The sequence below is a fragment of the Asanoa siamensis genome (assembly GCF_016862555.1).
Taxonomy (GTDB): domain Bacteria; phylum Actinomycetota; class Actinomycetes; order Mycobacteriales; family Micromonosporaceae; genus Asanoa; species Asanoa siamensis.
Genome location: NZ_BONE01000010.1, coordinates 1 through 23,490, shown reverse-complemented (window position 1 = coordinate 23,490; position 23,490 = coordinate 1). Strand labels below are relative to the sequence as shown.

Here is a 23,490-nt window from a genome sequence, read left to right as displayed (position 1 = left end):
GGTCCGGTCACCGTTGGCGACAACGGTGACCGGGCACGCGCTCGACACCTATCCCGCGACCTTCGCGGAGGTCGGGCGCACCAGCCACGTGCCGACCGCGTACATGGTCGCGCCCAGCACCATGAAGGCGATCGCCACCGGGTAGCGCAGCCCGGGCGACATGTACGTGGCCACGAACCAGCTGTGCCGCAGCATGTTCCGCGACACGAACACCGCCGCCAGGACGCCCTGGGGGATCAGCGGGATGGCGCCCAGGCCGAAGCAGACCCAGGCCACCGCCTGACGGCCCGCCGGCAGGGCCGCGAAGCGCGTCCGCACCGAGCGTGAACCCGCGGCTCTGCGGCCCGTGCGCATCTCCTGCAGCAGCTCCACGCCGTGCGTCCGCAACCGCCGCGCCGCCAGCGCGCCGAAGCCCCGGTAACACGACAGACCCGTCAGCACACCGATCACCGGACCGGCCCAGCCGAACCAGTGCGCCGCCAACGCCGCCGGCACGGCCGTCGCCGCGACCAGCGCCAGCGCCGCGTAGGCCTGACCCGTCAGGCCCCCGTCGTCCTCGCTGGTGCGCAGCGGGTTGTTCGCCCGCCGGTGCGGGTCGGTGCCCGGCACCAGGCCGTACACGGAGATCAGCGGGACCAGGCCCACCGCCCCGCCGAGCAACGCGGGCAGCAGCGACAGGACCATCGGCCACGGGCCGCCCGCGACCGCCGTGCAGACCAGCGTCACCACCACGGCCGGCGGCGCGTGCACCACCAGCCAGGCCCACTGCCGGCCGCGTACGTCGGACCCGCCCGGTGTCAGCAGGTTCAGCCACAGGGCCGTGCCGTCCGTGCCGTAGACGTTGGCCGACATCGCCGCCGCCATCACGAGGAAGATCGGGCCCGCGTACGGCAGCATGCCGTCCCACGAGAGCAGCAGCGGGCTCGCCGCGAAGCAGACGCCGTACGCCAACGCGAACGTCACCTGGTAGTTCCGCACCAGGTCCCGCGACCAGGCCCGCAGCTCCTTGGCCACGACCGCTCCCGAAGACGAGGCGGCGGTGATGGGCCGGCGCCGGCCGGCGAAGGACACCCGTGTAGCACCGACCCGCCACGACAGCAACCCGGCCCACGCGGCCAGCAGCACCAGCACCAGCCCGGCCAGCGCCGGCAACGCCCACCACGTGCCACGGACGGCGAGCAGCCCCCAGCCCGACGGCAGATACCACACCACCGACGGGATGCCGGTCTGCCCCAGCGCCCAGAACACCACCCAGATCTGCCCGAGCCCGGCCAGGATCGCCCCGTTGACCACCCCTGTGGCGATCGCGCCGAGCCGGGACCGCAGGGCCAGGCCCACCAGCGCGACGCCCACTTTGGACAGCAGCACGAACACCGCGAGTTGCAGGACGAGCGCCGGCACGGCCACCAACGCGTTGCCGACACCGAGCCGCACACCGGCGATCACCAGCCCCACCAGCGCCACCAGGCTGATCAGCGGCGCCAGCCCCACGAACGCGGCCACCAGCAGGCCGAAGGCCATCGTGCGCGCCGGCAGCCCGAGCAGGGCGAAGTATTCCGGCCGCAGCGTCTCGTCGCCGCCGCCCATGAAGACGGGACCCAACAGCCAACCGAGCAACCACACCGCGTACGCCGCCGCCAGCAGGTCGAGGTCGCCGAACGCCAGGTAGAGCGTGCCGCCCGCGAGCACGGCACCGAGCACCGCCCCCGTGACGGCGGTCTGCGCGCGTTGCCCGCGCAGCGCGTGCCGCAACGCCGCGACCTTCATCGCGGCCATCGTCAGCGCGACAGCCACGACAGCTCCTTGACCCCGCCGTCCTCGTCGCCGACCAGGGCGACGAACGTGTCCTCGAGCGAACGCCCACCGCGCACCTCGTCGAGCGGGCCCGCCGCCGCCACCCGCCCGCCGTCGATCACCGCAACGTGGTCGCAGAGTTGCTCCACCAGCGCCATCACGTGGCTGGACAGCACGATCGAGCCACCACCGACGACGAAGCCGCGCAGGATCGTCTTGATGGTGGCCGCGGACACGGGGTCGACGGCCTCGAACGGCTCGTCGAGCACCAGCAGCCGCGGCGCGTGCAGCAACGCCGTTGCCAACCCGATCTTCTTGCGCATGCCCGTCGAGTACTCGATCACCAGGGTCCGCGGGGCACTGTCCAGTTCGAGCACCGCCAGCAACTCGTCGGCCCGCGCCGTCACCACGTCGCGCGGCAGCCCGCGCAGCAGGCCGAGATAGGTGAGCACCTCACGGCCGGTCAGCCGCTCCGGCATCGCCAGCCCGTCGGGCAGCACGCCCACCAGCGCCTTCGCGTCGTCGGGCGCCGACCACACGTCGGCACCGAAGATCCGTGCGTGACCGTCGTCGGGCCGCAGCAGCCCGACCGCCATCGACAGGGTGGTCGTCTTGCCGGCACCGTTCTGTCCGACGAGGCCGTAGAAGGACCCCTGCGGCACGACCAGATCGATCGCGTCGACGGCGAGCGTGTCGCCGAACCGTTTGGTCAGCCCATCGATCTCGAGCGCTGCTGTCATGCCCGCAGGTGTACCAGAACATGATCGTGAACGAGGTCCCGTGCCGCCCGGCGGTCAGCGAACCGTGCGCCACCCGGCCGGATCGGCGGGGTCGGCGAGCACGCGCAGGTCCGCGTACGCCGAGGTCGGGTCGGCGTTCCAGTTCTGGTACTCGGTGAACACCCGGGTGCCCGACACGTTCCACACCACCAGTGCCGCGCCGGAGTGCCGGGCCTCGTGGTCGTCCACCATGGTGTTCGGAGCGGCGTCGCGCGAGGTGCGGCCCGACGGGTCCGTGGTCCTGCGGACGCCGATCACCAGTTGGCGCGCCTCTCCGTAGCTCCCGTCCGCCTCCGCCGGGTCGTCGACGAGGATGATCTGGGCGCTCCACCGCTCGCCGTCGCGGCCCGGCCGGCCGGGCTTCGTGATCCGGACCAGCGTGCTGGCCGCGTGGAGGTCCGCGGTCGGGCCGGTGAGCGTGAACGGCAGCCGGACAGGCTCGGCGGCCGTCAGCCGCACCGACTCCGCCACCCTGCGGACGACGGCCGCGGCCGCCGCGGGGGTGTGGCCGCGGCTCCCGGCGTACGAGACCCGGGCCCACGCCTCGGGCGCGTACTCCCAGCGGAGCGCGCCGCACGAGCCCGACACCGCCGGGTCGCTCAGGCAGACCGCGGGCCGGCCGTTGACGGCGTCGGTCGGCCGTTCCACCGGGTCCGTCGGCATGCCCAGCGCGCCGCCGGCCAGAGCCGAGACCGGCTGGCCCTTCGCGAGCACCTTCACGACCAGGCCGAAGTCCTTCCCGCCGTCCTCCCACTCCTCGTCGAAACCGCCGAAGGTCTGCGCGGTCGGTTCGATCACGGCCTGCTCGTCGGTCAGGCCGTCCGGGACCCACCCGATGTGCAGCGTGCGCGTCAGGGGGTCGAAGCGCTCGGGCGCCTCGTACGGCTGCGCCGTCAACGCCGCGACCAGCACTCCTGTCGGCGCGGAACCGTGCAGCGGGGGCACGTCCGCGGTGTCGACCGTCCACGGGTTGACGGCCACGACCGCCGTGACGACCGCGACGATCCCGCCGCCCACCGCCGCCCGGCGCCGAAACCGCCGGCGGCGCCCGCGGGCGATGATGGCCGCCGTGTCCGGCCTCGCCGGCGCGGCGGCGTAGTCGAGCGCGGCCCGCAGATCCTCGATGGTGTTCACGGCCGTTCCCCTCCGTATGACTGGTCCGCGAGATCCGGTGCGACGCGCAGTTTGACCAGGGCCCGCGCGCAGGCGCTCTTGACCGTGCCGGCGGCGATGTCCAGGGTGCGCGCGATCTCCGCCTCGCTCAGGTCCTCGTAGAAGCGCAGGACGATCACCGCCCGTTCGCGGGCGGTCAACACCGCGAGCGCCCGCTGCACGGCGTCGCGCCCGACCACCTCCTCGGCGTGATCGGCGGCGAGGGCGGTGCCGGGCAGCGTCGCCGTCGGTTGCTCCCGCCCGAGACCACGCCGCAGCCAGTCGGTACGGGCGTTGACGAGCCCCGCTCGCACGTACCCCAGGGGGTTGTCCTGCCTGACCTTGGACCAGCGCAGGTACGTGCGGGTGAGGACGGTCTGCAGCAACTCCTCGGCCCGCCCGGCGTCACCGATGATCAGATCGGCGACGTGCAGCAACCGGCCGTAGTTGGCCGTCACGAACGAGGTGAACTCGGCCTCGACCGAGGGTCGCCCGACCGACGGACCGGGCGACGGCGGGTCGGTCCCCTCCGGGCGCTGGGCGGTCGACCTGCCCCGGGCTACCGACGATGTCCGCATGCCCTCCAAGACGCAGAATCGCCCGAACGCGTTCCGCGCGCCCCGATCGAAATCCGCCTACTAGAGGGTGTCCAGTGAGGCGCGGCGGCGGGACTCCGCTTCGAAGATCTTCAGGAGTACGGCCGCCACCACCGCGTAGGCGACACCCACCGTTACCTCCCTGACCAGCGCGGGCCCGGCCGCGGCGAGGCTGTCGCCGGCGACGAGGCGGCGGGCGGCTTCCGCGGCGTGGGTGATCGGCAACCCGCCGCCGACCACGCGCATCCACTCCGGCAGGTGCGCGGCCGGCACGTTGACGCCGGTGAGCAGCATCATCAGCGCCAGTGACACGTTGGAGATGAGCCACACGTCGCGGAACCGCAGCCCGAGCGCGCCCAGCGTCAGGCCGAAACAGGCGCAGGACAGCGAACCCACCGCGAGCGTCAGCACCAGCCCCGGCAGGGCCGACGCCGGGATCCGCAGGCCGAGCAGCAGCGAGCCGGCCGTCAGCGTGAAGACCGCGATCAACAGGCCGTTCCCGGCGTACGGGATGGCCCGGCCCAGGAAGATGAGCGTGCGCGGCCGCGGCGAGAGCAGCACATGGCCCAGCGTGCCCCAGCGGCGCTCGTTGGAGACCGCTATCGTGCCGCCGAACACGCACGCGAGCGTCGCGGAGAGCACCGCGTTGCCGACGATGTAGAAGGTGTCGTCGGCGACGCCGAGCTGCCGACCGAGATAGGCGAAGAACAAGAGTTGGAACAGCGGGCCGATCAGCAGGGTGCCGACGAACATCGACGGCCTGGCCCAGTTGAACAGGGCGCGGTAGGCGATGACGCCCCCGACGACGAGCAGGCGCATGACGCGAGAAACCAATCAGGCGAGGGCGAGCGTGGCGTTCGCGCGGGCGCGACGCTCCACGTAGGACATGACAGCGGCGCCGGCGACCAGGCACGCCGCGCTGATCGCGAGGCAGATCCCCAGCGACGGCCAGACCGGGCCGGCGCCGGTGACCGACTCGCGGACCGCGCGGGCGGCCCAGGTGGTCGGCAGCGCCGCGCCGATCGGGCCGGTCCAGCCCGGCAGCACGGTGATCGGCACGAGCATCCCGGAGACCAGCCAGACCGGGTACTCAAGGGCGTTGTTGACCGCGTTGGCGTTGGGCACCAGCACGAACGTCGACGCGAGCAGCAGGCCGAACATGCCCAGGCCGAGGATGGCCGCGGGCACGGAGACCACGAACGCCAGGGGGTGCGCGATGTCCAGTGGGATGCGGTAGACGAGACCACCCCAGAGCAGGGTCGCGACCATCGCGTACGTGCCGGTGACGGCGGTCGCCAGGGTGATCGGGAAGATCAGCAGCGCCGGCGGCCGGGGCGAGAGCATCAGCATCTCCAGCGTGCCCTGCCAGCGCTGCATCTGGATGGCCCCGCCGGATCCGAAGAGGACGGAGGTCCAGACCGCCATCATCCCCGCGCCGACGGCCGCCTCCAGCATCCTGTGCGGCTCGCTGCCGGCCCGGAACAGGTAGACGGCGAGCGTCGCCTGGACCAGCGGCACGAACAGCGCGGTGGCGATCTCGAACTGGGACCGGCTCATCTGCTTGACGTGCAGCAGCGTGCCGCGGGCGACCAGCCGGACGAGCCTCACGCGGCCACCGCCACGGAGGGCCGGTCGACGCCGTTGACGATCGCGACGTACGCGTCCTCCAGGGTGGGCTGGCGGGCGGTGACCCGGCCGAGCCGCACCCCGTCGAGCGCGCGGAGCACGTCCGACTGCACGTCGACGGCCGCCTCGGACGCGACGGTGAGCACCTGGCCGGCGCCGATCACCTCGACGCCGGCCGCCCGTACCCCCGGCAGCGCGGCTATGCCTTGCACCTGCGCGTCAGTGACGCCGAAGGCCTCCACCTCCAGCACCCGGCGGCCCTGCGCGTAGTGCTTGAGCTCGTCGGCGGTGCCCAGCGCCTGGATCTCGCCACCGGCGATCACCGCGATCCGGTCGCACAGCTCCTCGGCCTCGGCCATGTAGTGGGTGGTGAGCAGCACGGTCGTCCCCGTCGCGGCCAGGCCGGCGACCGTGCTGCGCAACTCCCGGGCCGCGACCGGGTCGACACCGATCGACGGCTCGTCGAGGAAGAGCACCTCGGGCTCGTGCAGCAGCCCACGGGCGATGTGCAGCCGCTGCCGCATGCCGCGCGAGTAGCCCTCGACCCGGTCGCGCTCCCGCCCCGTGAGCCCGACCAGTTCCAGCAGTTCGCCGATCCGCCGCTTCTGCGCGGCCGCCGGCACGCCGTACAGCTCGGCGAAGTAGCGCAGGTTGTCCAGCGCCGAGAGCCGGTCGTAGAGGCCGCGGTCGCCGCCGAACACGTACCCGATCCGCCTGCGTACCTCCCGGGTCTGCGTCACCACGTCGAAGCCGCACACCCGCGCGCTGCCGGCGGTCGGGATGAGCAGGGTGTTGAGCAGCTTGATGGTGGTGGTCTTGCCCGCGCCGTTCGGGCCGAGCAGGCCGAACAGCTCGCCCCGCCGGACGTCGAGGTCGACACCCCGGACGGCGTCGATCTCCACCCGGCGCGGGTTGAGCCACCCGGTGCGGGTGCGGTAGGTCCGGCGCAGAGCACGCGCCTCGATCGCGAGAGCCATGCCGGGGACGCTAGGTCCGCCGGCCGCCCAACGAAACGAATTCGGCTTACGCCGAATGCTGGCGCGCCGAGTCGTCGGCGAGCAGGTTGAGCAGGGCCGTGCCCGCCGGCTCCAGGGAGTAGAGCACCCGCCGGCCGGCCCGGCGCCGGTTGACCACCCCGGCCGCGGTGAGCGCGGCCAGATGCTCCGAGACCGTGCTGGGTGCGAGGCCCAGGGTCGCCGCCAGGCCCGCGGTGGTCGCGGGCCGGGAGAGCGCGTCGAGTACGGCGGCCCGCCCGCGTCCCAGCAGGATCCCCAGCCGATCGGGACGGGGCCGCGGCCGCCCCTCGGCCAGCACCGCCGCCCCGCGCGCCTGGTAGGAGACGGCGATGACCTCCGGATGGTCGGTCGAGCACATCAGCGTGCCGCGCGAGAAGATCAACGGGATCAGCAGCAACCGCTGGTCGACCGCCGCGAACGACTCCTCGACCTGTTTGACCAGGGTCAACGTCGGGCGCTCCCAGATCACCCGCTGGTGCAGGTCGGCGAGCAGCGCGTCGGGCCCCTCGGCGGCCAGGGCCCGGGCCCGGTGCAGCACCTCCTCGTCGAGGGCGGCCCGCATCGCCGGCCAGTGCGGCGCCATCGCGCCGGACCAGTAGGCGGCCAGAGCGTCCGCGACCCGCGAGAAGGCACGTTCCGGGTCATCCCGGAACGGCCGGATCCAGTCGGGCGGGTCGGCGCCGTAGTAGGCGGCGACCTGCTCCTCGACCAGGCTCGCCGGGGTCGCGCACAGCGCGTGCAGCTCCTCCTCGATCGTGGGCGCCGCCGAGGGCGGGATCGGGGTCAGGAAGTCGGGCGAGCGCGGCAGGATCCGCAGGTAGGCCCCGAGATCGGGCAGGTCCCGGAGGACCTCCCGGGCGCGGGCGGCCCAGGCGGTGTAAGGCCAGGGCACCTCGTCGCGCGCGAGCAGATAGAGCCCGACCACGGTCTCCCAGAGGGGGCTGGTCGCGATCCGGGTGCGCTCGAGGGTCGGGGCATCGAGCTCGATCCGGATCATACGACGCAGAATAAGTCGCGCGCGGTCGTTGTTGGTGGTCAGGTAGCCTTATGTGCACCTGGCGACGACCCGGCCATCACCGGTGAGCCTCCGGAAGAACGGATCTTCGGATCTCAGTAGAACCGGACGGGTTCGGCCCGTTACAGCCGGCCAACGAGCGGGTGGTCGCGGTGTGACCACCAAGCGGGGTGGTACCGCGGCCTTTGGGTCGTCCTCGCAGTCCACGACGTGTGTGAGCTGTTCGAGGAGATTGACCACCGATGGCCTATCCCAAGCACGAGAGCAGGCCGGGCGTCCCGGCGAGCCCCGACCTGCCCGCGGTCGAGCGGCGTGTGCTGGAGCACTGGACGGCCGACAAGACCTTCGAGGCCTCCGTCGAGCTGCGTGACGCCGGTGAGAACGGCGACAACGAGTTCGTCTTCTACGACGGCCCGCCCTTCGCCAACGGCCTCCCCCACTACGGGCACCTCTTCACCGGCTATGTGAAGGACGTGGTGCCGCGCTACCAGACCATGAAGGGGCGCAGGGTCGAGCGGCGGTTCGGCTGGGACACCCACGGCCTGCCCGCCGAGGTCGTCGCCGAGAAGCAGCTCGGCATCACCACCAAGGCCGAGATCGTCGACCTGGGCGTGGAGCGGTTCAACGAGGTCTGCCGCACGTCGGTCCTGCAGTACACGCAGGACTGGGAACGCTACGTCACCCGCCAGGCGCGCTGGGTCGACTTCGCCAACGACTACAAGACACTCGACCTGTCCTACATGGAGAGTGTCATGTGGGCGTTCAAGAGCCTGCACGACAAGGGCCTGGTGTACGAGGGCTTCAAGGTGCTCGCCTACTGCTGGCGCTGCGAGACGCCGCTGTCCAACACCGAGACGCGGATGGACGACGTCTACCGCGACCGGCACGACCCGTCGCTGACCGTCTGGTTCACCCTGGACAGTGGCGAGAAGCTCGCGGTCTGGACCACCACGCCGTGGACGCTCCCGTCCAACCTGGCGGTGGCGGTCGGGCCCGACATCGAGTACGCCGAGTTCACCGACGAGGCCGGCCAGGTCTACCTCGTCGGGGCGGCCCGCACCGACTACTACGCGCGCGAGTTGGAGGGGTTCACCCGCACCGGCACCCGGCGCGGCGCCGACCTCGTGGGCAAGCGCTACACGCCGCTGTTCGACTTCCTGGTCGACCAGGCCGGTCCGAACGCCTTCCAGATCCTCGGTGGCGAGTTCGTCACCACCGAGGACGGCACCGGGGCCGTGCACATGGCGCCGGCGTTCGGTGAGGAGGACCAGAACGCCTGCAACGCGGCCGGCATCCCGACGGTCGTGACGGTCGACGACCACACCCGGTTCACGGCACTCGTTCCGCCGTACCAGGGAATGCAGGTCTTCGAGGCCAACAAGCCGGTGACGCGCGACCTCAAGGAGCGCGGCGTGGTGGTGCGGCAGGAGACCTACACGCACTCGTACCCGCACTGCTGGCGGTGCGACACCCCGCTCGTCTACAAGGCCGTGTCGTCGTGGTTCGTCCAGGTCACGAAGTTCAAGGACCGGATGGTCGAGCTCAACCAGCAGATCGACTGGACGCCGGCGCACGTCAAGGACGGCTCGTTCGGCAAGTGGCTGGCCAACGCCCGCGACTGGTCGATCAGCCGCAACCGGTTCTGGGGCTCGCCGATCCCGGTGTGGAAGTCCGACGACCCCGCCTATCCGCGGGTCGACGTCTACGGCTCGCTCGCCGACCTCGAGCGGGACTTCGGGGTGCGGGTCACCGACCTGCACCGGCCGCACGTCGACGACCTTACGCGGCCCAACCCCGACGACCCGACCGGCCGGTCGACGATGCGACGCGTCCCCGAGGTGCTCGACTGCTGGTTCGAGTCCGGGTCGATGCCGTTCGCCCAGGTGCACTACCCGTTCGAGAACGCGGACTGGTTCGAGCACCACTACCCCGGTGACTTCATCGTCGAATACATCGGACAGACCCGCGGCTGGTTCTACACCATGCACGTGCTGGCCACCGCGCTGTTCGACCGGCCGGCGTTCCGCACCTGCGTGAGCCACGGCATCCTGCAGGGCTCCGACGGGCGCAAGATGAGCAAGAGCCTGCAGAACTACCCCGACGTGTACGAGGTGTTCGACACCTACGGCTCCGACGCGATGCGCTGGATGCTGATGTCGTCACCTGTTATGCGCGGCGGCGACATGCCCGTCACCGAGCCGGCGATCCGCGACTCGGTGCGGCAGGTGCTGCTTCCACTGTGGAACGTCTGGTACTTCTTCTCGCTCTACGCCAACGCCGACGGCTACTCGGCGGTGCGGCGGGTCGACTCGACGCACCTGCTCGACCGGTACGCGCTCGCGAAGACCCGGGAACTGGTCGAGACGGTCACCCGGCAGATGGACGCGTACGACATCTCGGGTGCGTGCCTGACGGTCCGGACGTTCCTGGACGCGCTGACCAACTGGTACGTACGGCGGTCGCGGGACCGGTTCTGGGCGGGCGACCGGGACGCGTTCGACACCCTCTACACGGTGCTGGAGACGCTGACGCGGGTGATGGCGCCGCTGGCGCCGCTGACCGCGGAGGAGGTCTGGCGCGGGCTGACGGGCGAGCGGTCGGTGCACCTGACCGACTGGCCGGCTTTCACGGAGTTCCCGGAGGACCACGACCTCGTCGCGGCGATGGACGCCGTGCGGGATCTCGTGTCGTCGGCGCTGTCGGTCCGCAAGGCCAAGGGGCTGCGGGTGCGGCTGCCGCTGCCGTCGCTGACGGTGGCCACGCCGGACGCGGCCCTGCTGCGGCCCTTCGCCGACCTGGTGACCGACGAGGTCAACGTCAAGTCGGTGGCGTTCACCGACGACGTGGCGGCGCACTGCGAGCGGGTGCTCACGGTCGTGCCGCGGGCGCTCGGCCCGCGGGTCGGTGGCGCGGTGCAGCAGGTGATCAAGGCGGTCAAGGCCGGGGAGTGGTCGCTCGTCGACGGCCAGCCGGTCGCCGCCGGGGTCACTCTCCAGGAGGGTGAGTACGACCTGAAGCTGGTCGCCGCCGACCCGGACAACTCGGCCACGCTGCCGGGTGGCGAGGGTGTGGTCGTGCTGGACAGCGCGGTCACCCCCGAGTTGGCGGCCGAGGGCGTCGCCCGCGACGTGGTGCGGGTGGTCCAGCAGGCCCGGCGCGACGCTGACCTGGACGTCTCCGACCGGATCCAGGTGGATCTCAACGGGTCCGCCGGGGTGCGGGACGCGGTCGAGGCCCACCGCGAGTTCGTGGCCCGGGAGGTGCTCGCCGACGCGATCACGTTCGGGTCGGGCGCCGAGGGCTTCGCCGGTGAGGTCGGCGACGGGGAGACCGTACGAGTGACAGTCACGCGTAGTTAGGGTCTTTTCTGCCACTCGCGGCGGCGGGCGGTGTCGGTTACGGTGACACCGCCCACGCCGCGAGACCCGGAGGACCCGTGCCCCTGCTCTACACGATCGGCTACTACACCGTGGGCACCGCCATGCGGCGTGGCTGGGCGCCGAAGGTCGAAGGGCTCGAGAACGTGCCGCCGACGGGCGGCGCGATCGTCGCCGGCAACCACCTGTCGGTGGCCGACGAGTTGATCCTGGGCTCCGTGATCCCGCGCCACATCGCATTCTGGGCGAAAGCGGAATACTTCGCCGGTACGGGCCTCAAGGGCTGGTTCAGCCGCTCGGTGATGACGGGCATCGGCGCGATCCGCGTCGAACGCGCCGGCGGCCGCGCGGCCCTGAGCGCCTTCGACGGCGCGATCCCGGTCCTGAAGTCGGGCGACCTGGTCGCGATCTACCCGGAGGGCACCCGCTCGCCCGACGGCCGCCTCTACCGCGGCCGCACCGGCGTGGCCCGGCTGGCGCTGGCGGCCGGCGTGCCGATCATCCCGGTCGGCTTCATCGGCACCGACGACCTGCAGCCCATCGGCCACCGGGTGCCGCGCTTCAAGCGCGGCACGGCCACGGTCAAGTTCGGCAAGCCGATCGAGGTGGCGGGCCGCGAGAGCGACAGTTCGTCGCTACGCCAGATCACTGACGAGGTCATGTCGGCGATCCAGGAGATGACGGGCCAGGAGTACGTCCCGAAGTACGCGCCGATGCTCCGGGTGAGCGGACCCCAGGCGGAGTAGCCGCCGGCCCCGGGGTCACCCTGGCTACGGGTTCCAGTGGTAGCGGCAGGCGAACGGTCGCTCGTCCACCGGCGTGCCCGGGAAGCGGAAGCCCCACAGCATCAGGGTGCGCGTCTGCGGGCCGTAGACACCATCGACCGTGAGTCCCTTGACGGCCTGGAACCAGGTCACCACGTCGCGCGTGCGCGGGCCGTACTGGCCGTCGACGTCGAGGCCGGCGTTGAAACAGTCGTTCAGCGCGATCTGCAGCATGACGACGCTCCAGTTGTGGGCACCGGACCGCAGGGTGCAGTCGATGTTGCCGCCGGCGCTCGGGATGTTGACCTTGTAGCCGGCCGTGCCGCCCGGCCGCTCGTAGATGCCCCAGACCTCGACCGTGTGATCGTTGCAGGCCGGGTAGGCGGCCTGCGCCGGCCCGGCGGGGCCCAGCACCGTCACCGCGAGGCCGAGACCCAGCGCGGCTGCCGTGATAAATCGAAGGATTCGCATGCCTGCGAGCGTAGGCAGGCGGCCTCGGCCCCGGAACCGACGTGTCGGGCAACGGGTGCCCGCGCGTCGTCGACCGGACACTCCCTGATCGCGCAGCGTGGAGTTCCCCGTACCCGCCCTCGTCGTCATGGATCCACACATGGTGGTGTGCTGTGCCCTGTGCGCCGTCACCTGTGCGGTGTGCTGGGCATGCGGTGTATCGCGGGGAGTCGAACCCCTGCGCCTGCCCCCGGCGCGCCAGGAGGGAGCCGGAATGCCCGCCGACCCTCGGGTTCGTGCGCGCCTCCATGACGACTACCTGCTCCACGCCGCGTCGCTCAGTCCAGCAGGTCGACCTCCCAGTTGGTCCGCTGGACGAGCGTGTCGACCTCGCGGAGCTGCCGCGCGACGTCGTCGGCCTGGCCGCGGAGCTCCGCGACCGGCAGCGCCGGCACCATCTTCAGCTCGGACCGCAACTGGCGGTAGCCACGCTGGCCCTCCCCGGCCGCGGCGTCGGCCGCGGCGGTGATCACGCCATGCCGCAGGCGCAGCACGTCGCGGCGGGCCAGGGCGTCCGTGAGCGTCCCGTCCCCGACCCGGGTGGCCGCGTTGGTGCGGTTGATGCGCCGGATCAGCGACTCCAGCTCGCCGAGCACCTGGCCGGCCTCGACCAGCAGCGCGGCGGCGTCCTCGGCCGGCGTCTCACCTTCCTGGTAGCGGGCGCTCGCGGTGGCGCGGGACCGCAACTGCTCGACGCGGCGGGCCGCCTCCGCCCGCAACGCGAGAGCCTCAGCGAGTTTCATGGCTGCCAGTATGGCCACCGACGATCACGCCCGCCTGCCAATATCCTGGCGGTGAGCGTCCGTACTCATGCGCGGCGCGCGCGATGCTGTGGAATCAGGTGATGGTCGAGACAGCGCGCCCCGCGTTGCGGGCAGCGGTGGCGGCAGGTGCGGTGGGCATCGTCCTGCCGCTCGTCGCGTGGGGTGCCGGGGTCGCGCTGGCCGCGAGCCCGGTGCTCGACTGGATCTGCCCCACCGGCGGCCTGGAATGCCTCGCGCCGCCGGTGTTCTTCGGTCTCGGGCTGGGCCTCGCGCTGGGCTGGCCCCTGCTGCACCTGGCAGGAGTCCGCCCGGCCTGGGCCGTGGCCCTGCTCGGCCTGATCCTGAGCGTCGCGCTGATCGCGATCATCCTGCGGGCGTGGCCCGCCCTGTTCCTGCCGCCCCTCGCGGTCGTCCTCTGCCCGCTCGGCTACGCGTCGGCCGCCTACGCCGTCGCCCGGCTGAAGGCCAAGGTGGTCAGCGCGTCGACCACCTGGTCGCCGCCGGCGACCTGCGATCAGTGCCCGCATCCGATCAGTGCGCACCAGGTCTGGGCGCCCGACGCGGTCTGCGACGGCTGGATGCACTGCACGGCCGACGGCTGCGTGTCCTGCTGGCACAGCTGGCCGCGGCGATCCGCGGGCCCGCCGGCGCGGTAGTCAGCGCGGCTGGAGGAGGGCGCGGTCGGTGAGGAAGGTGCGCAGCGTCTGGTCGTCGGCGTCCGTCATCAAGGTTCTCGGGATCACCGTCGCGGCCATGCGGCCTACGTACACGATCCAGAAATCCGGTGTTTCCACCACCTGGGAGACGCCTTCCCAGGCGATGCCGCCGGACTCCGTACCGCTGCGCATCATGATGTTGTCGTCCGTGATGTCGTAGCCGCCCTCGACCGCGTAGCGACCCGAGCGGCGGCGGGCGCGCCACCGCACCAGTGGCGCGTACACCATCGCCAACACGCCACCCACCAGCAACGCGATGTAGAGCGGCGCGACCTGGTCGGCCCACCCGAAGCCCTGCGACAGGGCGAGACCGATCACCCCGAGCAGCGCCAGCACCACGCCGGCATAGCCATATCTGCGCAGCCCGACACTGCTGAGCACGGCGGCCACGCGACCCGGATAGGCGGGATCGGCCGGTACGTCGAAACGGATGTGCACGTGAAAACGATAGTGCGCGGAGGCCCGAAGGAGGGTTCGCGCCATCGAACGATCCCGCGGCGACGCCGCGCCAGAACCGCCGACTGGGCGGTGGGCAACCAGTCGGTCAGGTGCGTCGCGCACGTCAGCCGGCCGGTGACAGGTTCAGCGCGCGACGGTGCCTGAGGCAAATCAACCGCGATGGGCGTACGACTCGTTCCGTGCCGTGGTGAAGGTCTTCGCCGGGTCGCCGAGGTAGTTCCACGTCCAGCCGCCGACCTGGTCGCCGAGCAGGTCGAAGACCTGGGCCGCGGCCGCGTGCTCGCCGGCCATGTTCAGGCCCATCGCGATCGCGTTCGCGCGGGGAACCCAGCCGAAGCCGGGCGCGAACGCCGGGTGGAGGACCGACTTGCGCGCCGCGGCCAGGATCTCGGCCCGTACCTCCGCCGACTGGATGTAACGCTCGTCCTCGCCGCGCGGCAGCGACAGCCACTTCTCGATGTGCGCGATGACCACGAGTTCCGGCAGCAGGCTGGCGTCCGGTGCGGCCGCGGTGGCCTCCCGGGCGAAGGCGAACATCTCCTCGTGGCTGCCGAACCACTTGGCGCACAGGTACTGCAGCCGATGCTCGTGCGCGACCACGTGGGTGGGATGCCGCTTCACGACCTCGTCGAACCGGGCCCGGGCCTCGTCGGCGGCCACCTGACGCCCGCGCGACGACATCACCAGCCAGGCCCAGGCGGCCACCTCGTCGGGGTCCCGGTCGACGACCTCGTCCAGCAGGTTCTCGGCGGCCAGGAGCCGGCGGGAGAACTCGCGGAACTGCTCGTCCTTCGTGTGCTCGGCCCGCTTGGCGCCCCGGGCCTCCCAGGCCCAGGACACGGCGTGGGAGCCCTGGACCAGCCGGCGCAGCGTCGAGTCGGGCTCGGCGGCGGCCCACTCGCCGATCCAGTCCTGCACGCCGCCGACGTCGCCCGCGATCTCCAGCAGGTAGGCCCGGGTGTCCGGATCGGGAGCGGCGACCAGGACATCCCGGGTCGCCCGCCAGTCCCGGCGGCTGAGCGCGTCGACGAGCGCCCGCGCCCGGGGGTCACCCTGCGCGGGATCGACGACGAGCGCGTCCGACCGCTGGCGCTTCCTGAACGGCCACATATGGATCACCTTCCACGTATCCGGCGACCCATCCTGTCCTACGGACACCCCAAGATCAAGTGCCGTCCGGCCCGTCAGCGGCGACCGACCCGGCTGCGGCTGGAGAAGCTCGCCGCGCTCGAGCCGCCGGTCGCGGGGGCCGCGGCGGCCGACGCTCGATTGCCGGACGTCCGGCCGCCGGTCGCGGGGGCCGCGGCGGCCGATCCTCGGTTGCCGGACGTCCGGCCGCCGGACGCGCGCGGGGTCGAGTGCCGGGCCGGTGCCCGGCGCTGGCGCGGCACGGACCGGGCCTCGGCCCGCGCCTCGGGCTCGGCGGGCGGCGCCACGAAGGTCCGCTCCCCCGGTGCCAGCGCGGACAGCAGCGGGTCCCCCGGCCGCAGCCGCGTCGTGGTCGGCTTGATGCCGGCCTCGCGGGTGAGGTTGCGGACGTCGTTGACCTGGCTGTCGCTCATCAGCGTCACCACCGTGCCCGCGGCGCCGGCGCGGGCGGTGCGGCCCGAGCGGTGCAGGTAGGCCTTGTGCTCCACCGGCGGGTCGGCGTGGATGACCAGCGTGACGTCGTCGACGTGGATGCCGCGCGCCGCGATGTCGGTGGCGACCAGCGTCCGCGCGCTGCCCTCCGCGAACGCCGCCAGGTTGCGGGTCCGCGCGCCTTGGCCGAGGTCGCCGTGCAGCTCGACCGCCGGTACGCCGCCCGCGACGAGCCGGCGGGTCAGGGTCTTCGCCCCGCGCTTCGTACGCGTGAAGACCAAGGTGCGGCCCGGCGCGGCGGTCAGGTCCGTGAGCACCGCGAGCCGGTCCTCGGACCGCACGTGCAGCACGTGGTGGGTCATCTTGGCGACCGGCGACAGGCGCGAGTCGACGCTGTGCGTCACCGGGTCGGTCAGGTAGCGGCGGACAAGCGCGTCGACCGCCGCGTCCAGCGTCGCCGAGAACAGCAGGCGCTGCCCGGACCGCGGCGTCTGGTCGAGGAACCGCTTGACCACCGGGAGGAAGCCGAGGTCGGCCATGTGGTCGGCCTCGTCCAGCACGGTGATCTCGACCTCGTCCAACCGGGCGTGACCGCTGCGGACGTGGTCGTCGAGCCGGCCCGGGCAGGCGACCACGATGTCGACGCCCTTGCGCAGGGCGGCGATCTGCGGGCCGGCGCCGACGCCGCCGAAAACGGTCATCACGCGCAGGGAGCACGCGTTGGCCAGCGGCGTGATGCTCGCCTCGATCTGGGTGACGAGCTCGCGGGTCGGCGCCAGGATCAGCGCGCGGGGCCGACCGGGGTTGCGCCGCCGGGGAGCCGCGGCCAGCCGGTGCAGCAGCGGGAGGACGAACGCGTAGGTCTTGCCGGAGCCGGTGCGGCCACGGCCGAGCACGTCGCGGCCGGCGAGCGCGTCGGGCAGCGTGGCGACCTGGATCGGAAAGGGTGCGACGACGCCGGCCTGGGCCAGCGGCGCGATGAGCGCGGATGCGAGCCCCAGCTCCGCGAAGGTGGGGGCGGAAGTGTGCGGGCGGCGGACCGCCATGAAGATCTCCGAACGTCAAGGGGGCGTACGGCCGGGCGCGGGTCGAAAGCCTGCGCGCCGCTGACCGACGCGGGTCAAGGGCCCCTGTAGCGCCTGAAGCTGTCGGGGCGTCGTACGCAATCTACCTGATCTCTCGTGCACAAGCGCGGCTTGACAGCGTTGACATATATCCGTCGCGGACATAGTTTCGGTCCATGGCCGGCACCAAGGCGCTCACCCCGGCGGTGCTGCACATCCTGCTCGCGCTCTCGGCCCAGGAGCGGCACGGCTACGGGATCATGAAGCAGGTCGAGTCCGACTCGCAGGGAAAGGTCCGGATGGGGCCGGGGACGCTCTACGGCTCGATCCGCCGGATGACCGAGGCGGGCCTGATCCGCGAGAGCGACAGGAAGATCGACCCGCACCTGGACGACGAGCGCCGCGTCTACTACGGCATCACCGCGCGCGGCCAGCAGGCGCTGGCCACGGAGTTGCGGCGCTACCGCCAGGTGGTCGCGGTCGCCCACGAGCGGTCCCTGCTCCCCGAGGGTGCCTGATCGTGGACGGGCAGCGACGCTGTTACCGGAGGCTGCTGCGGCTCTACCCACGGTCGTACCGTGAACGGTTCGCCGACAGCATGGAGCAGACCTTCGCGGACCTGCGGCGGGAGCGCGTCGGGCACGCCTTCGTCATCTGGATCTTCGTCGAGACGTTCGCGGGCGTCGTCCGGGAACGTGCCACGGACCTTGCGAGGTGGACCATGGTCAGGAACGCGGCCGACGTCTTCAGGCTGGTCAAATACTTGGCGCTGGCCGTCGGTGGCCTTACCGTGGCCGGCATCGTCACCGTCATGGTGCTGGCTCGCGGCACCGGGGAGGACATCACCGGCGTCGTCGCGCCGGCATTGCTGCTCGTCGCGCTCTCGGTGGTGACCGCCGTCGTCGCGGCGATCTTCCAGAGGCGCGGGAGGCGCGAACCCGTTTCCCGGTAAGGCCACAGGGGGCGAAACTGGGCCGCCGCGGAATACGAGCGGTGCTAGCGTACGGCTGCCCGGAAGGAGACCAGTGGTGGCGCGCCTCAACCAGATCATCGCCGTCGAGAAGAGTGTCAAGAGTAAGTCGTTCGCGGACCTCACCGACGCGCACCACGCCGTGCAGAAGACCGGTCCGCTGGCCGGCATCTCGCGGACCTACCAGCCCAAGGACGAAGAGGGCGAGCAGTTGCCGCCCGAGTCGACCCGCGTGCAGATCCAGGCCGAGGAGATCCTGCGGCAGGTCTCGCACACGCTCACGCGCCTGTTCGACGTGACCGCCACCAAGGACTGGGCCAACTGCACCGCCCGCGCCGACATCGTGGTCGACGGGCGCACCGTCGCCGCCGCCGTGCCGGTCACGTACCTGCTGTTCCTCGAGAAGCAGTTGGTCGACCTGCACACGTTCGTCAAGAAGCTACCGGTGCTCGACGCGGCCGAGTCGTGGGTGCGGGACGACTCGACCGACAGTTGGCGCACGGAACCCGTCCGCACGATCCGCACCAAGAAGGTGCCGCGCAACCACGTCAAGGCGGAAGCCACCGACAAGCACCCCGCGCAGGTCGAGGTCTACTACGAGGATGTCGCGGTCGGATACTGGACCACCGTGAAGTTCTCCGGTGCCCTGCCGGCCAAGCGGGTCAACGAGATCCTGGACCGGGTCGTGGCCCTGCAGGCGGCGGTGAAGTTCGCGCGCGAGGAGGCCAACAATGCCGAGGCCGTCGACCAGCGGGTGGGCGCGGCCGTCTTCGGTTACCTGTTCGGGTAGCCGTCCTGGATGCCCCTGTGGGAGCGCAGGGGTGCGCCGAAGGGCGCAAGGCTGAAGGTGAAGCTCAGTCTCACGGACGTGGTGCAGCGGAGCCGCGGTGAAGCTCAGACTCTCGCTCCAGCTTCAGCATTCGCCACCGAGCACCAAGTCGACCGGATGTGGACGATGATCGTCGGATGCTGGTTCAAGTCCAGCCCGCCGCTCCACCGCGCGGCGGTAGTTTAATGGCAAAACCCGACGTCGTAACGGATGATCCACACCCTTAAACGTGTTGGTGCGCGCAATTCGGTGGCACACGGAGGCCCAGGGATTGGACATATCCCTGGGCCTCGCCAAATCTCAGCGCCAAAACTGGGTACGGCATCGAGGTGGGCGCGCGACTGCTGACGGTGGGGCACGGAACGCTGAGCGAACGTGACCTGACCGGGTTGCTGGATAACGCCGGTGTGGCCCGCGTGGTCGATGTGCGCCGCTTCCCGGGCAGCCGGGCGCATCCGCAGTTCCGGCGCGAGGCACTGACCGACTGGCTGCCGGCGGCCGGCGTCGACTACCGGTGGGAGGAACGCCTCGGCGGCCGCCGACCGGTGCCGCCCGACTCACCGGACGTGTGGTGGCAGGTCGCGGCGTTCCGGGGTTACGCGGCCCACACGCGTACGCCCGAGTTCCTGGACGCGGTCGACGGGTTGCTCGCCGCGGCGACCACGACGACCACGGCGGTGATGTGCGCGGAGTCGCTGTGGTGGCGCTGCCACCGCCGCCTGATCGCGGACTTCGCGGTCCTGGCCCGCGGATCCGACGTGGCGCACATCCAACACGATGGACGGACGACCGACCACGTCGTCGCCGCGGGTGCGCGGCTGACCGCCGACGGGCTTCTCGTGTACGACGTGGTGCCCGACTGATCGAACGGCCGGTGTGAGCGGCGTCATCAAGAAACTATATGTACAGGCGTACATTCGATACGTACGTTCGTACATATGCGGACCGAGGGCGGCACGCGCCGGGCGCGGCGCTTCGATCCTGAGCGGCGTCAGCGCATTCTCGACGCCGCGATCGAGGTCATCGCCGAGCACGGCGTCGCCGGCACCACGCACCGGCTGATCGCCGCCGCGGCCGATGTGCCCCTTGGCTCGCTGACCTATCACTTCGCCGGGCTCGACCAGCTGCTCGCCCAGGCCTTCACCAGGCTCGCCGAGCGGCTTTCGCGTGCGTACGCCGCGCATTTCGACGGTGTCCGCGACCGCGACGGGCTGGTCGAGGCCGTCACCGACATGGTGCACGGCAACGCCGGCGCCGCGGCCGGGGAATGGGCCGTCAGCTATGAGCTCTACCTCGCCGCCCTGCGCGACCCCGCCCTGCGCAGCGTCACCGAGGAGTGGATGCGGACCAGCCGCACCGTGCTCGAGCGGTTCGTCGACCCCGACACCGCCCGCGGCCTCGACGCGCTCATCGAAGGCCTGCTCATGCACCGCATGCTCTCCACCACGCCGTTCCCCCGCGAGATCATCCGCGGCGCCGTCGCCCGCGCCGTCGCGCCACCCCCCGAAAGGCCCGCATGAGCGAGACGACCGTCAAGAACGCGACCGCGGCGACCTACGCCGCGTTCATCGGCTCCGGGTTCGCGTTCGCGAGCTGGGCCTCCCGGATCCCGCAGGTACGCGACAGCCTGGACCTCGACCCCGCCGCGCTCGGCCTGGTCCTGCTCGCGATCGCCGCCGGGTCCCTGGTCGCGCTGCCGCTCTCGGGCCCCGTGGTCACCCGGATCGGCTCCGCCCGCACCGTCATGGCGATGGCCGTCGTGCTCGCCGTCGGCGTCCTGACCGTCGCGTTCGGATCGCTCGTCGGCGTCGCGCCCGTGGTCGTCGGCCTGTTCCTGCTCGGCTTCGGCAACGGCGCCTGGGACGTCGCCATGAACGTGCAGGGCACCGTCGTCGAGCGCCGCCTCGGCCGCTCGATCATGGCGCGGTTCCATGCGGGATTCAGCCTGGGTACGGTCGCCGGCGCGCTGCTCGGTGCCGCGCTCGTCGCCCTCGACGTGCCCGTCGCCGCGCACCTGGCCGTCGTCGCGCTGCTCGTCGTCGCCGTCGTTCCCGCGTACGCCCGGCGGTTCGTCCCGGACCACGACGAGAGCGAGCCGGCGGAGCAGGTGGCCAAGTCCAGCCCGCTGACCGCCTGGCGCGAGCCGCGTACGCTGCTGATCGGCTTGTTCGTGCTGGCGTTCGCGTTCGCCGAGGGCGTCGGCAACGACTGGATCAGCGTCGCCGCGATCGACGGCCATCACGTCCCGGCCGCGCTCGGCACCCTCGCGTTCGCCGCGTTCCTCACCGCGATGACGGTCGGCCGGTGGTTCGGGCCCGGGCTCCTCGACCGCTACGGCCGGGTTCCGGTGGTCCGCGTCCTCGCGGTGATCGGCGTGGCCGGGGTCGCGCTGTTCGTCTTCGGGCCGACGCCGTACTACGCGTTCGCCGGCACCCTGCTCTGGGGCCTCGGCGTCGCCCTCGGGTTCCCGGTCGGCATGAGCGCCGGCGGCGACGACCCCCGCCGGGCCGCCGCCCGCGTCAGCGTCATCGCGTCGATCGGCTACTGCGCGTTCCTCGCCGGCCCGCCCGCCATCGGCTTCCTCGGCGACCGGATCTCGGTGCTGCGGGCGCTGGCCAGCGTCGCGGTGCTGCTCGGCATCGCCGCGCTGATCGCCACCACCGTCCGCCCGCTGACCCCGGCCGAGCCCACGCGGGCCGAGGAGACGCTCACGCCAGCCGCTTGACCACCCGGGCCGGCGAACCGACCGCGACGACGTCGGCCGGCAGGTCGCGGGTCACCACCGAGCCGGCGCCGACGACCGTGTTGGCGCCGATGGTCACGCCCGGGCAGACGATGACGCCGCCGCCGAGCCACACGTTGTCGCCGATGACGATGGGCTGCGCGGCCTCCCACTTGTCGCGGCGCGGCTGCGGCTCGAGCGGATGCGTCGCGGTGAGGAGCTGCACGTTCGGACCGATCTGCACGTCGTCGCCGATCGTCACGGTCGCGACGTCGAGCGAGATCAGGCCCCAGTTGGCGAACGTCCGGGCCCCGACGAACGTCTGGTAGCCGTAGTCGCAGCGGAACGGCGGACGGATCTCGCTGCCGTCGCCGAACCCGCCGAGCAACTCGGTGAACAACGCCCGCAGCCGCTCGTGCGCGCCCGGGTCCATCGAGTTGATCTCGTGCGTGAGCCGCTGCGCGCGCACCGACTCGCGGGCCAGCTCGGGATCGTCGGCGATGTAGGGCTCGCCGGCCAGCATCCGGTCACGCATGCTCTTCTCGGTGGGGCTCATGCCTGGAAGGTACGCGGGCGCGGCTCCTTTCACGCCAGGACCGCGGTGGCTTCGACCTCGACCAGGAGGTCCGGCTCGCCCAGGGCGGCGACGCCGAGCAGGGTGATGGGCTTGACCGGGTCGACCCCGAGCTTCGCGGCCGCGCGACCGACGCCCTCGCCCAGCAGCGGCAGCTTCTCGGGCGACCAGTCGACGACGTAGATCGTCAGTTTGGCGACGTCGTCGAACGAGCCGCCGACCTCGGCCAGCGCGGTGCCGATGTTGAGGTAGCACTGCTCGACCTGTGCCGCGAAGTCGCCCTCGCCGACCTTGCCGCCGTCGGCGTCGCGGGCGACCTGGCCCGCGAGGAACACGAGCCGCGAGCCGGTCGCGACCGCCATCTGGCGGTAGACGTCGGGCTTGGGCAGTCCCTCGGGGTTCAGCAACGTGACGGTCATGGCGTCCTCCTCGTCGATGGGCTTTTCCATAGCATAGCAATGCTATGTAGGATGATGCCATGGCGAGGACGAAAGATCCCGCGGTCCGCACCGCGCTGATCGAGCGGGCCGGGCAGATGCTCCGCACCCGGGAGCCGATCACCCTCCGCTCGCTGGTCGCCGGGACGGGCGTGTCGACGATGGCGGTCTACACCTATTTCGGGGGCATGGAGGGCGTCTGGCAGGCCCTGCGGCAGGAGGGCTTCACCCGCCTCGCGGCCGGGCTCGCCCGGGTGACCACGTCCGCTGACCCGGTCCGCGACCTGGCGGCCCTGGGCGCCGCCTACGTGCGCAACGCCCTCGACAACCCGGACCTCTACCGGGTCATGTTCGACGCGACGGTCGACCTCGAGGACGCGGCGGCCGCCGACGAGTCACTGCTCGGCCTGGTCCGGGCCGTCGACCGGGCACGGGCGGCGGGCCGTTTCGACGCGGGCGTCGACCCCGCGGACCTGGCGACCCAGACCTGGATCGTCGGACACGGACTCGCCTCGCTCGTGGCCACGGGCCCGCTCCCGCGCGAGGCCCTCGCCCACGGCGCTTCGTTGCTCACCGCGCTGTTCGTCAAGGCCGGCGACGACCCCGCGACCTGCCGCCGCTCGGTCGCCCGCGGCTGGAAGACCCTCTCGTAGGTTCTGTTTCGTATCTGGAGCCGGGCTGCGGCGGGCCCAGCCGACACCTGGACTCCGCCTCGCCTCGACCCCAGATACGAAACAGAACCTAG

Annotated in this window: 25 protein-coding genes and 1 tRNA gene; 11 read left to right on the top strand and 15 right to left on the bottom strand. The window is 71.8% G+C overall.

Annotated features, from left to right (window positions below; translation table 11 throughout):
* Nucleotides 1-48: 48 nt before the first annotated feature.
* The 8 genes from Asi02nite_RS08625 to Asi02nite_RS08590 are packed head-to-tail and all read right to left on the bottom strand — an operon-like array spanning nt 49 to nt 7,960.
* Nucleotides 49-1,794 (bottom strand): hypothetical protein, encoded by a 1,746-nt coding sequence (locus Asi02nite_RS08625; protein ID WP_203711653.1) that lies wholly within the window; start codon nt 1,792-1,794, stop codon nt 49-51.
* Nucleotides 1,779-2,534 carry an ABC transporter ATP-binding protein gene (locus tag Asi02nite_RS08620; protein ID WP_203711652.1) on the bottom strand — a complete coding sequence of 252 codons (756 nt, stop codon included), beginning with the start codon at nt 2,532-2,534 and terminating at the stop codon, nt 1,779-1,781. Before Asi02nite_RS08620 ends, Asi02nite_RS08625 begins: the two co-directional genes overlap by 16 nt.
* A 54-nt stretch (nt 2,535-2,588) precedes the next feature.
* Nucleotides 2,589-3,707, bottom strand: coding sequence for a hypothetical protein (locus Asi02nite_RS08615; protein ID WP_203711651.1), 1,119 nt, complete (start codon nt 3,705-3,707; stop codon nt 2,589-2,591).
* Complete coding sequence (locus Asi02nite_RS08610; RefSeq protein WP_203711650.1) at nt 3,704-4,303, bottom strand: SigE family RNA polymerase sigma factor; 600 nt, start codon at nt 4,301-4,303, stop codon at nt 3,704-3,706. The genes Asi02nite_RS08615 and Asi02nite_RS08610 overlap by 4 nt, the downstream gene beginning before the upstream one ends.
* Before the next feature lie 60 nt (nt 4,304-4,363).
* Nucleotides 4,364-5,140: an ABC transporter permease gene (locus Asi02nite_RS08605; RefSeq protein WP_203711649.1), complete on the bottom strand. Its 777-nt coding sequence runs from the start codon at nt 5,138-5,140 to the stop codon at nt 4,364-4,366.
* 15 nt (nt 5,141-5,155) lie between these two features.
* The gene (locus tag Asi02nite_RS08600) at nt 5,156-5,929 is read right to left on the bottom strand and encodes an ABC transporter permease (protein WP_239126574.1); all 774 of its coding nucleotides are present in this window, start codon (nt 5,927-5,929) and stop codon (nt 5,156-5,158) included.
* Complete coding sequence (locus tag Asi02nite_RS08595; RefSeq protein WP_203711648.1) at nt 5,926-6,924, bottom strand: ABC transporter ATP-binding protein; 999 nt, start codon at nt 6,922-6,924, stop codon at nt 5,926-5,928. Before Asi02nite_RS08595 ends, Asi02nite_RS08600 begins: the two co-directional genes overlap by 4 nt.
* Nucleotides 6,925-6,970: 46 nt before the next feature.
* Nucleotides 6,971-7,960: a helix-turn-helix domain-containing protein gene (locus Asi02nite_RS08590; RefSeq protein ID WP_203711647.1), complete on the bottom strand. Its 990-nt coding sequence runs from the start codon at nt 7,958-7,960 to the stop codon at nt 6,971-6,973.
* A 260-nt stretch (nt 7,961-8,220) separates the two neighbouring features.
* Between Asi02nite_RS08590 and ileS the strand changes: the two genes are divergently transcribed.
* Nucleotides 8,221-11,337, top strand: coding sequence for an isoleucine--tRNA ligase (gene ileS / locus Asi02nite_RS08585; RefSeq protein ID WP_203711646.1), 3,117 nt, complete (start codon nt 8,221-8,223; stop codon nt 11,335-11,337).
* A 77-nt stretch (nt 11,338-11,414) separates the two neighbouring features.
* The gene (locus Asi02nite_RS08580) at nt 11,415-12,101 is read left to right on the top strand and encodes a lysophospholipid acyltransferase family protein (RefSeq protein WP_203711645.1); all 687 of its coding nucleotides are present in this window, start codon (nt 11,415-11,417) and stop codon (nt 12,099-12,101) included.
* Nucleotides 12,102-12,125: 24 nt separating this feature from the next.
* On the opposite strand, the gene Asi02nite_RS08575 is transcribed toward Asi02nite_RS08580, so the two are convergent.
* Together Asi02nite_RS08575 and Asi02nite_RS08570 are read right to left on the bottom strand one after the other, a co-directional pair.
* Nucleotides 12,126-12,590: a peptidoglycan-binding domain-containing protein gene (locus tag Asi02nite_RS08575; protein ID WP_203711644.1), complete on the bottom strand. Its 465-nt coding sequence runs from the start codon at nt 12,588-12,590 to the stop codon at nt 12,126-12,128.
* A 317-nt stretch (nt 12,591-12,907) separates the two neighbouring features.
* Nucleotides 12,908-13,372, bottom strand: coding sequence for a DIP1984 family protein (locus tag Asi02nite_RS08570; RefSeq protein WP_203711643.1), 465 nt, complete (start codon nt 13,370-13,372; stop codon nt 12,908-12,910).
* Between the two features lie 101 nt (nt 13,373-13,473).
* Between Asi02nite_RS08570 and Asi02nite_RS08565 the strand changes: the two genes are divergently transcribed.
* On the top strand, nt 13,474-14,049 hold the full coding sequence (locus Asi02nite_RS08565) for a hypothetical protein (RefSeq protein ID WP_203711642.1): 576 nt from the start codon (nt 13,474-13,476) through the stop codon (nt 14,047-14,049).
* Here the strand turns inward: Asi02nite_RS08565 and Asi02nite_RS08560 are convergent, their stop codons facing one another.
* The 3 genes from Asi02nite_RS08560 to Asi02nite_RS08550 form a co-directional block, all read right to left on the bottom strand.
* Nucleotides 14,050-14,547 (bottom strand): YcxB family protein, encoded by a 498-nt coding sequence (locus Asi02nite_RS08560; protein WP_203711641.1) that lies wholly within the window; start codon nt 14,545-14,547, stop codon nt 14,050-14,052.
* Between the two features lie 171 nt (nt 14,548-14,718).
* Nucleotides 14,719-15,678, bottom strand: coding sequence for a DUF4034 domain-containing protein (locus Asi02nite_RS08555; protein WP_203711640.1), 960 nt, complete (start codon nt 15,676-15,678; stop codon nt 14,719-14,721).
* Between the two features lie 74 nt (nt 15,679-15,752).
* The gene (locus Asi02nite_RS08550) at nt 15,753-17,195 is read right to left on the bottom strand and encodes a DEAD/DEAH box helicase (RefSeq protein ID WP_203711639.1); all 1,443 of its coding nucleotides are present in this window, start codon (nt 17,193-17,195) and stop codon (nt 15,753-15,755) included.
* Nucleotides 17,196-17,389: 194 nt separating this feature from the next.
* Here Asi02nite_RS08550 and Asi02nite_RS08545 point away from each other — a divergent pair, with 194 nt between their 5' ends.
* The 7 genes from Asi02nite_RS08545 to Asi02nite_RS08515 all read left to right on the top strand — a co-directional run bounded on the left by Asi02nite_RS08545 (nt 17,390) and on the right by Asi02nite_RS08515 (nt 21,737).
* Nucleotides 17,390-17,731, top strand: a complete 342-nt coding sequence (locus Asi02nite_RS08545) for a PadR family transcriptional regulator (protein WP_203711638.1) — start codon at nt 17,390-17,392, stop codon at nt 17,729-17,731.
* 2 nt (nt 17,732-17,733) lie between these two features.
* Entirely contained in the window at nt 17,734-18,165 is a 432-nt protein-coding gene (locus tag Asi02nite_RS08540; protein WP_203711637.1) for a hypothetical protein, read from the top strand.
* Nucleotides 18,166-18,241: 76 nt separating this feature from the next.
* Nucleotides 18,242-18,973 (top strand): DUF7873 family protein, encoded by a 732-nt coding sequence (locus Asi02nite_RS08535; RefSeq protein WP_203711636.1) that lies wholly within the window; start codon nt 18,242-18,244, stop codon nt 18,971-18,973.
* A gap of 86 nt (nt 18,974-19,059) precedes the next feature.
* Nucleotides 19,060-19,179 (top strand) — tRNA-Gly (locus tag Asi02nite_RS08530).
* Between the two features lie 162 nt (nt 19,180-19,341).
* Complete coding sequence (locus Asi02nite_RS08525) at nt 19,342-19,875, top strand: DUF488 domain-containing protein (protein ID WP_203711635.1); 534 nt, start codon at nt 19,342-19,344, stop codon at nt 19,873-19,875.
* Between the two features lie 75 nt (nt 19,876-19,950).
* A complete protein-coding gene (locus Asi02nite_RS08520) occupies nt 19,951-20,532 on the top strand; it encodes a TetR/AcrR family transcriptional regulator (RefSeq protein ID WP_203711634.1) in 582 nt (193 codons plus the stop codon).
* Complete coding sequence (locus Asi02nite_RS08515; RefSeq protein WP_203711633.1) at nt 20,529-21,737, top strand: MFS transporter; 1,209 nt, start codon at nt 20,529-20,531, stop codon at nt 21,735-21,737. Before Asi02nite_RS08520 ends, Asi02nite_RS08515 begins: the two co-directional genes overlap by 4 nt.
* Here the strand turns inward: Asi02nite_RS08515 and Asi02nite_RS08510 are convergent.
* Both Asi02nite_RS08510 and Asi02nite_RS08505 read right to left on the bottom strand, forming a co-directional pair.
* Nucleotides 21,721-22,290, bottom strand: coding sequence for a sugar O-acetyltransferase (locus Asi02nite_RS08510; RefSeq protein WP_239126573.1), 570 nt, complete (start codon nt 22,288-22,290; stop codon nt 21,721-21,723). The genes Asi02nite_RS08515 and Asi02nite_RS08510 overlap by 17 nt on opposite strands.
* A gap of 29 nt (nt 22,291-22,319) precedes the next feature.
* Entirely contained in the window at nt 22,320-22,727 is a 408-nt protein-coding gene (locus Asi02nite_RS08505) for a RidA family protein (protein ID WP_203711767.1), read from the bottom strand.
* A gap of 59 nt (nt 22,728-22,786) precedes the next feature.
* On the opposite strand from Asi02nite_RS08505, the gene Asi02nite_RS08500 reads away from it, so the two are divergent.
* Entirely contained in the window at nt 22,787-23,398 is a 612-nt protein-coding gene (locus Asi02nite_RS08500; protein WP_203711632.1) for a TetR/AcrR family transcriptional regulator, read from the top strand.
* The last annotated feature ends 92 nt before the right edge of the window (nt 23,399-23,490 follow it).